We start from the raw sequence: 8401 nt of genomic DNA on the forward strand, positions 1-8401 counted from the left end.
CTATCTTCGATAAGAGGAGATCATTTCTCTCTTATCGCCTCTTTATCCAGTTCTCCGGACCTTAATTTCTCCAGATACAGTTTCAAATCTTTTTTCACATCGCCGCTGAGTATATAAAGACCCAGTATATTGGGCAGTGCCATCGCAAGGATCAGCATAAAGCTGAAGTTCGCCATAATCCCTGTATCGACAATACTGGCCATAATGATAAAGGCTAAAAAGATCATCTTGTATATCGCAGAATATTTTGAACCAAAGAGATATACCCATGCTCTTTCACCATAATAGGACCAGGAGATCATGGTTGAAAATGCAAAGAGAAAGATAGAAAAGGAGAGCACCGTCGGGAACCAGCTGATCACACTCCCATAGGCTGCAGCCGTCAGCGCAGCACCCTCTTTGCCTTCTATAAGGTGGGCAAACCCATTACCCGGGTCCCAAACACCGGTGATAACGATCACCAGTGCGGTCATCGTACAGACGACGATCGTATCGATAAAGGGTTCATAGAGTGCGACCATACCCTGGCGTACAGGGTACTTGACGCGTGCAGGGGCATGGGCAATAGGGGCGGATCCGATACCTGCCTCTGAAGAGAATACCGCCCTTTCGAATCCTTGTACGATGACACCGATCATTCCACCCGCGACGGCAGTAGGTGCAAATGCTTCCGTGAATATCAGTCCAAAGGCTGCAGGTATTTCACTGACGTAGCTCAGCAGTATCCAGAGAGAGGTCGCAATGTATATGGTGACCATGAACGGAACGATCTTGGAGGTAATAGCCGCGATACGTGTGATCCCGCCGAGTATGACCGCACCTGTGAGCGTAGCAAGTACCACACCGAATATCCAGGGGCTCTCTTTGACAAAACCTACTTCATTGCCTACGGCCCCGAGTGCCTGTGAGACTTGGAAGGTATTTCCTCCCCCAATGGCACCACCGATCATAAAAATAGCAAATATGACAGCGAGTATCTTGCCAAATCCGCCCATACCTTTTTCGGCAAGGCCTTTGGAGAGATACTCCATCCCCCCGCCCATAATAGTGCCATCAGGTAAAAACTCCCTGTGTTTCAAAGAGAGGGTCACTTCGGTAAATTTCAGTGACATTCCCAAAAATCCGGCGACGATCATCCAAAAGGTTGCACCGGGCCCGCCGATAGCGATGGCAAGTGCAACCCCTGCAATATTACCGAGTCCGACAGTAGCAGAAAGTGCCGTGGTCAGCGACCTGAAAGGAGAGATCTCTCCTTTATCGTCTTTGGTCTTGTAGTCACCTTTGATGATGTGAAATGAGTGTTTAAGCATCTTAAGGTTGATGAATCCCATTTTTAAAGTAAGGTAGACACCTCCACAGACAAGCCATGCAACCAGAAAAGGAATGCTGCTTCCTTCCACTTGTCCGAAAAGAATATCAAAAAAGAGTATATACTCCAAAAAGCTATTGATACTGCTAAAAATTTCATTCATTTTTTGGTACCTTTGATATGATGAGATTCTTTTATTGTATAAGATATATTTTATAGAGAGCTTAGTATTATCAGCAGATAAAAGGGAAAGATCAAAAAGTTGTAAAAATTTTTCAAATTCTATTGACAAATAAAACTCTTTTGACTATAATTGCATTCCTTTTTCAGAGAGTATTGACCTGAAAAGGCATTTCGGAGTGTAGCGCAGTCTGGTAGCGCACCTGGTTTGGGACCAGGGGGTCGAAGGTTCGAGTCCTTTCACTCCGACCATTTAGATATTTAACGTTATAATAATAAGTAATCATTTAATTATGGTGGATGTAGTTCAGTTGGTAGAGCACCAGTTTGTGGCACTGGGTGTCGCGGGTTCGAGCCCCGTCATCCACCCCATTGGTAATTAAGCAGGGTGACCACCCGAATGATGAAGCGCTAGTGGCTCAATTGGATAGAGCATCAGACTTCGGATCTGAGGGTTAGGGGTTCGAGTCCTCTCTGGCGTACCACTTAATGTATCAGTTTTGATATTTATTATTATATTTTTGTGCACTCGTAGCTCAGCTGGATAGAGCATCGCCCTTCTAAGGCGAGGGTCTTAGGTTCGAATCCTAACGGGTGTACCACCTGCTGTTTTCAGGAACAGTTACTTTTCATTGTTTTGTAAAACAATCACATGCGGATGTGGTGAAATTGGTATACACGCCAGACTTAGGATCTGGTGCTTTACGGCGTGGAGGTTCGAGTCCTCTCATCCGCACCACTCACAAAGTCCTTTTTCAAGGCATTTAATCACTTTTTATCACGGTTGGGGGATACCTTTATACCTTCTTTCCTCAAATTTTTTCATCTCTTTTTCGTATTCTTCTTTGAGTTCTTGTCGCATGATTTCATATTTATTCTCTTTTAAATTTTTGATCTCATTGGATAATGCTTCAATTTTCTTATCTTTTTGTTCGATGATATTTATATATCTGTCACAATTCTTCTCTATGGTAGTGGTATAGTAATGGTGGTAGATCATCGGTTTTATTCTCGGTTTTTTTCTTATTTTCTTGATGGGTTTTCTGGTAACCTTGTTAGTTGTGATGATTTCTGGTCGAATTTTAAGTTTGCTGTCGCTCTTTTTTATCACTTCTTCACTAAGACCCGTACTTGTTCCGATCAATAGTGTTATGATGGCCAGTAGTATATGTTTCATTTCTTCTGTCTTTTGTTTTGATCCTATTATATCTTTATCGACTTTAATTGCTTCAGAATACTTTTAATGCACAGACTTCAATTCACTTATTGCAAAAATTATTGTATACTATTCAAATCAATCAAATATATGGGTTAGGATTTTTCATGGATAAAAGCTTATTTTTCTTTGTTCTCATTGGTGTTGGATTTATTTATTTTATTACGCAATTTGTGGGGGATATCCAGCAAGATGACAAGTTCCAAAGTGAAGAGTATAAACAGCAACACCAATATGACCAGTATAGGAGTGTTGACAGCATAGGGCGCGAGATACTTGATCTGACAGATGCCCCGGTAAATGTACAGGTTGGCGCATGGAACGATTCTGAGTTGAAAAAAGAATTTTTAGCACTGTTCCCTGATTTTCCTGAAATGAAAATTTTTGTGACAGAGAGGGTCAGGGGTGAGGTGTTAAAAGCAAAACTGAATGCGTCTATTGATAAGACCGAGAGTGAATATCTTTCTGGGGCAATGAATGCGGAGCAGGCCAAGCGTTCACTTGACCTGTTGGAGTAGGGGATCCTAACGACAAGGATCCGTCATTTTATTTCTATCTGCATAGAGATACACTTCTACACGTCTGTTAAGCGCTCTGTTTTGGGCAGAATCGTTCGGTGCGATAGCTTTATCGTAAGAACACCCTTTGGTATACGGTCTGCCATTGACCGCAAGCATATTGCTGACGGTAGCTGCGCGTCTTTGTGAAAGTCCAAGGTTGTACTGGTAGCTTCCTACATCGTCAGTAAATCCTGCTACACCTACAACTGTTTGAGGATAGTTACGTAAAACCTGTGCTACTTTGTTGACTTTGTATTTTGCACTGGATTGTAGTGTAGATGATCCTGTAGCGAACATCATGCGATCTCTAAAGATGATCTTTACATAATCTTTGGTTTTTGATACGACGATGTCTCTTCGCGGGTCAAGCGCGGCAAGCGGGTCACTACTGACTCCTGTACCGAGTGCGCGTGCCACTTCATTGGCCTGCTGATCCATATTATAGCCGACAGCCCCACCTACAGCAGCGCCAAGAAGACCACCGATGATGGCACTTTTTGCATCATGGCCGCCCGCATTATATCCTATGACCGAACCCGCAAGGGCACCGGTAGCAGCACCGGTCTTTGTACGATTGTAGCTTTGATCCTCTACCAGTCCTGGCTGATTATAGCATCCCCCCAGCATAAAGGCTGCTGCGGTTGCAGTAACGATATGTTTACCTAGTTTCATTTTACTTCCTTTTAATTTTATTAAGATTCAATAGTTATTCCCAGCCGCCTGTTTCTGCAGGTTCTTCAGTTTGATTGTCTACAACACTTCCTACACCGCCACCGACTGCTGCACCAAGAAGCGCGCCTACTGCTGCATTTCTTCCGCTGTGGCTGCCAGAATTATACCCTATGACAGCACCTGCCAAAGCACCGGTTGCTGCACCTGTCTGTGTGGCATTGTTTGGTACTGCTTCTGAACCTGTACAGCCATTTAACAAGGCAATACTTGCAGCTGATGCAAGCATGATCTTAAGCGTTTTTCTTTTCATTTTTAATAGTTCCTTTTTATATAAAATGTTTTTAATTATAGCATAGAAATGTGTTGAAAATGTGGCTGATCAGTGAGACTTTATTTTTTCATGCCACTGCCAAAGGGTTTTTTCAAAACCTATCTGCTTGGTATGATAGTATTGTTTGGGGACAGAAAGATAAGATTGTTTTACCCAGCCATTAAAGTCATGCGGATAGAGATAGTTTTTTGCATGGGTCTTGATGTGGGAGGGAATAGGGTGTATCTCCCCGGCTGCGATATCTTTCATGGCCGTGTTGATGGCCATATAGGCACTGTTGGACTTGGGGGATGAGGCAAGGTAGATGACCAGCTGAGAGAGGGATATTCTGGCTTCAGGATACCCGATGTGCTTGACGATGTTCAAGGTAGAGCTTGCAAGGTTCAGGGCAGGGGGGTTCGCATTGCCGATATCCTCACTGGCCAGTATGGCCAATCGCCTTGCGATGAACTCGGCAGGTTCTCCCCCTTCTATCAGCCTGGCAAGATAATAGATGGAGGCATCGATATCAGACCCGCGAATACTTTTGATCATGGCAGAGGTGAGCTCATAGTGGCTTTCGCTCTCGGAACTTCCTGCCTGCATCGCATGCGGGCGTATCTGTTTGAGCGTGGCAAGTGTGACAGGGCTTTCTACGGCGGCAGCGCTCTCAAGCAGGTTGAGCATCGCACGGACATCCCCGCCGCTGGAAAAGACAAGATACTCTTTTGCCTCCTCCTCTATCAGGATCCCTTCTAGTCGGAGCACATGATCGAGATAGGCATGCAGCTCCTTTTGACTGACCGCTTTGAGTTCAAAAAGATGTGAACGCGAACGCATCGCCGCGGTAAGAGAGTAGTAGGGATTTTCTGTAGAAGCGCCGATGATCAGTGCCGCCTGGTTCTCCATAAAAGGCAATAGCACCTCTTGCTGGTTCTTGCTGAGCCTGTGGACCTCATCGATGAAGATCAGAGGTTTTTGCAGGGCATGGGTATACTCTTTAAAGATCTTGCGCAGGTCTTCTATCTTGAGTGTGGTGGCATTCATTTCGTAAAAAGGCATATCAAGCAGGGAAGCGATCACCCTGGCAAGCGTGGTCTTCCCGCATCCTGGTGGGCCATAAAAGAAGGTATGGGAGAGGTTGCCTGTGGCGATCAGCTTTTGCAGTATGGCACGCTCACCCAAAAGGTGTGATTGGCCTATCATCTCATCCAGTGTTTTGGGGCGATATTTCAGTGCAAGGTTTGGCAAAACTTACTCTTTTTTCGCAACTTTATCTGCGCTATTGGATGTTTGTTTGTCAAACGTTTTCTCCTGCTTGTTCTGCGCTTCCTGTTTGCGTGCATTGGCCGTGTTCTTGGCCTCTATGGCAGCATTGGTTCTTCTGCGTTTCATGAACTTGTGGAGATCATCATATTCCCTGCGTGTAAAGTAGCGTGTTTTGTTGGTAGGAAGGTTGTTCAGCTCGATACCCCCAAAGGCCACACGTTTGAGATCCAGTACTTTGGCATCAAAATGTGCAAAGAAACGTCTCAGCTCCCTGTTCTTGCCTTCGGTGATCGTGACACGAAGTTTTGTAAAATTCTTCCCCTCGGCTCTGATCTCAAAGTGTGCAAAAGGGGCAAACTCCATACTGTAGATCTTCGATTTTTCATGTGCACCGGCACGTGCATCATCGAGTACCAGGCCTTCTTTCATTGCGGTGATCATCTCTTCCGTGATGGGTTTATCTATCTTCAGGTTATAGGTACGGTCCAAACCGCTTTCCATAAGGGCTGTTGCGACTTCTGGAGAGTCCGTTAAGAGCAAAAGACCCTCAGAGGCATAGTCCAGCCTGCCTACAGGTACAAAGTGTCTGTATTTGCCCGGAAGCTTATGGTAGATCGTCGCCCGGCCTCTGTCATCTTTTTTGGTGACAAGCACCCCTTTGGGTTTGTTGTAGACGACCATGGTCAGTTCTTTATGCTCTTTGACCGGTTTCCCTTTGACAGCAATGTGGTCACCCTCTTCGACTTCATAGCCGAAATCTTTGATCGTTTTTTTGTTGAGCGTGACCTGACCCTCTTCGATGAGCTTGTCTGCTTCTCGTCTTGAGTATTTTGTGTTGTGTGATATAAATTTATTCAGTCTCATAGTGTATCCTTTGTCATGCAGGAAAAGCAAAGCCTTGCCTGCTCACTGATGCGTTGCCGTCTTTGACAGACGGGGCATGCGGCCAGTTGATTGAGTTGTTTTTTATTTGCTTTTGATCCCGGCATTGATCAGGTCATGGATGTGCAGCACACCGATGATATTGCCTCTGTCGTTCGTGATAGGCAAAAGCTGTATGCGGCTTTTTTCTATGATCTCAAGGGCATCACTTGCCAGCAGATCGGTATTGGTATAGCTCTTGGGATCTCTGCTGGCATATTCGATGGCCAGATGGTCCAGGCTGAACCCCTCTTGCATCAGCGCCCTTCTAAGATCGCCATCACTTAGGATCGCAATAAACCTATCTGACGCATCTACGATCAAGACCGTGCCCAGTTTCCCTTCACTCATCCTCACAATGGCTTCCTTGAGGGTGGCAGAGGCATGGATGACAGGCAGATCTTCTGTCCGCATCAGATCTTTGATCTTCACAAAAAGTTTTTTCCCCAACGATCCTCCGGGATGAAAAGAGGCAAAATCTTCTTGCCTAAAGCCTCTTTTCTCCATCAGTGCTACAGCCAGTGCATCTCCCAGTGCCATCGTGAGGGTGGTGGAAGTGGTCGGTGCGGCGCCCAGCGGACAGGCCTCTTTTTCCACAGAGATATCAAGGAACACATCTGCATACGATCCAAGCGTTGAACTTTTATTGCCGGTCAGCCCGATCAGGGGAATATCAAAACGCTTGATATGCGGAAGGATCTTTGTCAGCTCTTCGCTCTCACCGCTGCTGCTGATGGCAAGCAGGGTATCCTCTTTGCCTATCATTCCCAGGTCCCCGTGAAGGGCCTCTGTAGGGTGCAAAAAGAAACTTGAAGTCCCCGTGCTTGCAAAGGTCGCGGCCATTTTGGCACCTACGAGACCAGACTTTCCGACACCCGTGATGATTAGCTTCCCCTTTGTCTCCAGGATCAGTGCAATGGCATTCAGAAAATTTTGGTCCAAACGTTCGGCAGCCTTGTAGAGGGCATCTGCTTCAATATGAAATGTTTCTTGTGCGATTTTGATCAGGTCCATGGTTACGTCTTTAGATTTTTTAAAAGATTATAGCATAATTCACAGGAGAGGAGCGCTATTGCTTAGGCTTTATTTCAAACAGGTGAGGGGAGTCTGTACGATCATGATCTCTTCTGCCTGCAGGCAGAAGAGTCTCTTAGATGATAAAGATCGTAGGGATAATAAGCGGATATTTCTTTTTGGTACGTATCACATGTTTTCTTACGACCGTACGGATCTCATTTTCCACAAATCGATGGTCTTTGAGCGATTCTTTTTTCATGTTAAGCAGCATCGTCTCAAGCAGCACTTCTATCTCTTTCGCAAATTTTTTGTCCTCTTTCGCCGGCACAAGCCCGTGACTTGTCACTACCGGTTTGCCTACAACCTTCTGGTTGCTTTGTGCGATCTGAGCCACCACGTTCACAATACCGTCCTCAGCCAGTTTCTGTCTGTCAAGCACCACATCATTTTCAATGGTCATATTGTTCTGGTTGTCGATATAGGTCTTTCCGCTTTTGATCGTTTTGACCTTTTTGAGATATTTGGTCGTGATCTCTACCTGGTCCCCGTCGCTCATAAGCAGAATATTTCTTTCGTCTACACCGCACTCTACGGCTGTCTGTGCATGTCTGGCGATGTGATTGTATTCCCCATGCACCGGCAGGAAGAACTTAGGCTGGATCAGTCTCAGGATCAGTTTCTGCTCTTCTTGTCCTGCGTGACCGGAAACGTGAATGTCTCCGAACTCTTTGTAGCGTACCGTTACCCCTGCTTTCATCAGCTGGTTCATCAGTTTGGAAACGGACCCTTCATTTCCGGGAATCGCTGAAGCAGAGATGATGACCGTATCGGATGGTTTCAGTTTGATGTGTCTGTGCTCATCCGTTGCCATACGGTTCAGCGCAGCCATGGTCTCCCCTTGTGAGCCTGTAGTGACGATGAGCACTTCATGGTCAGCGTATTTGGGC

9 protein-coding genes and 5 tRNA genes are annotated in these 8401 nt (G+C 45.6%); 6 read left to right on the forward strand and 8 right to left on the reverse strand.

Features of this window, described 5'->3' with window-relative positions; translation table 11 throughout:
• Positions 1–20: 20 nt before the first annotated feature.
• The gene (locus VIM88_RS00725) at positions 21–1472 is read right to left on the reverse strand and encodes an alanine/glycine:cation symporter family protein (RefSeq protein ID WP_331860965.1); all 1452 of its coding nucleotides are present in this window, start codon (positions 1470–1472) and stop codon (positions 21–23) included.
• Between the two features lie 192 nt (positions 1473–1664).
• Here VIM88_RS00725 and VIM88_RS00730 point away from each other — a divergent pair.
• From VIM88_RS00730 to VIM88_RS00750, 5 genes are all read left to right on the forward strand, one after another.
• Positions 1665–1741: transfer RNA gene (locus tag VIM88_RS00730), tRNA-Pro, on the forward strand.
• A 44-nt stretch (positions 1742–1785) separates the two neighbouring features.
• Positions 1786–1861, forward strand: a tRNA-His gene (locus VIM88_RS00735).
• A gap of 36 nt (positions 1862–1897) precedes the next feature.
• Positions 1898–1974: transfer RNA gene (locus VIM88_RS00740), tRNA-Arg, on the forward strand.
• A gap of 40 nt (positions 1975–2014) precedes the next feature.
• Positions 2015–2091 (forward strand) — tRNA-Arg (locus tag VIM88_RS00745).
• 52 nt (positions 2092–2143) lie between these two features.
• Positions 2144–2228 (forward strand) — tRNA-Leu (locus VIM88_RS00750).
• Between the two features lie 39 nt (positions 2229–2267).
• On the opposite strand, the gene VIM88_RS00755 is transcribed toward VIM88_RS00750, so the two are convergent.
• Entirely contained in the window at positions 2268–2666 is a 399-nt protein-coding gene (locus VIM88_RS00755) for a hypothetical protein (RefSeq protein WP_331860966.1), read from the reverse strand.
• A 146-nt stretch (positions 2667–2812) separates the two neighbouring features.
• Here VIM88_RS00755 and VIM88_RS00760 point away from each other — a divergent pair, with 146 nt between their 5' ends.
• A complete protein-coding gene (locus VIM88_RS00760; RefSeq protein ID WP_331860967.1) occupies positions 2813–3223 on the forward strand; it encodes a hypothetical protein in 411 nt (136 codons plus the stop codon).
• A gap of 6 nt (positions 3224–3229) precedes the next feature.
• Here VIM88_RS00760 and VIM88_RS00765 read toward each other — a convergent pair whose 3' ends face one another.
• The 6 genes from VIM88_RS00765 to VIM88_RS00790 all read right to left on the reverse strand — a co-directional run.
• Positions 3230–3937, reverse strand: coding sequence for an OmpA family protein (locus VIM88_RS00765; protein WP_331860968.1), 708 nt, complete (start codon positions 3935–3937; stop codon positions 3230–3232).
• A 34-nt stretch (positions 3938–3971) separates the two neighbouring features.
• Positions 3972–4247, reverse strand: coding sequence for a YMGG-like glycine zipper-containing protein (locus VIM88_RS00770; RefSeq protein WP_331860969.1), 276 nt, complete (start codon positions 4245–4247; stop codon positions 3972–3974).
• A gap of 69 nt (positions 4248–4316) precedes the next feature.
• Positions 4317–5498: a replication-associated recombination protein A gene (locus tag VIM88_RS00775; protein WP_331860970.1), complete on the reverse strand. Its 1182-nt coding sequence runs from the start codon at positions 5496–5498 to the stop codon at positions 4317–4319.
• Positions 5499–5501: 3 nt separating this feature from the next.
• Positions 5502–6380, reverse strand: coding sequence for a pseudouridine synthase (locus tag VIM88_RS00780; RefSeq protein ID WP_331860971.1), 879 nt, complete (start codon positions 6378–6380; stop codon positions 5502–5504).
• 102 nt (positions 6381–6482) lie between these two features.
• Positions 6483–7451 carry a KpsF/GutQ family sugar-phosphate isomerase gene (locus tag VIM88_RS00785; RefSeq protein WP_331860972.1) on the reverse strand — a complete coding sequence of 323 codons (969 nt, stop codon included), beginning with the start codon at positions 7449–7451 and terminating at the stop codon, positions 6483–6485.
• A 136-nt stretch (positions 7452–7587) separates the two neighbouring features.
• Positions 7588–8401, reverse strand: an 814-nt coding sequence (locus tag VIM88_RS00790; protein WP_331860973.1) for a ribonuclease J, incomplete at its 5' end; no start/stop codon positions are given.

Source organism: Sulfurovum sp. (genome assembly GCF_036568385.1).
GTDB lineage: Bacteria > Campylobacterota > Campylobacteria > Campylobacterales > Sulfurovaceae > Sulfurovum.

What these genes read in the sequence shown, in the direction of transcription:
- VIM88_RS00755 (WP_331860966.1), bottom strand. Translation starts at nt 2,666, where the DNA reads ATGAAACATATACTACTGGCCATCATAACACTATTGATCGGAACAAGT.
- VIM88_RS00780 (WP_331860971.1), bottom strand. Translation starts at nt 6,380, where the DNA reads ATGAGACTGAATAAATTTATATCACACAACACAAAATACTCAAGACGA.
- VIM88_RS00765 (WP_331860968.1), bottom strand. Translation starts at nt 3,937, where the DNA reads ATGAAACTAGGTAAACATATCGTTACTGCAACCGCAGCAGCCTTTATG.
- VIM88_RS00760 (WP_331860967.1), top strand. Translation starts at nt 2,813, where the DNA reads ATGGATAAAAGCTTATTTTTCTTTGTTCTCATTGGTGTTGGATTTATT.
- VIM88_RS00785 (WP_331860972.1), bottom strand. Translation starts at nt 7,451, where the DNA reads ATGGACCTGATCAAAATCGCACAAGAAACATTTCATATTGAAGCAGAT.
- VIM88_RS00725 (WP_331860965.1), bottom strand. Translation starts at nt 1,472, where the DNA reads ATGAATGAAATTTTTAGCAGTATCAATAGCTTTTTGGAGTATATACTC.
- VIM88_RS00770 (WP_331860969.1), bottom strand. Translation starts at nt 4,247, where the DNA reads ATGAAAAGAAAAACGCTTAAGATCATGCTTGCATCAGCTGCAAGTATT.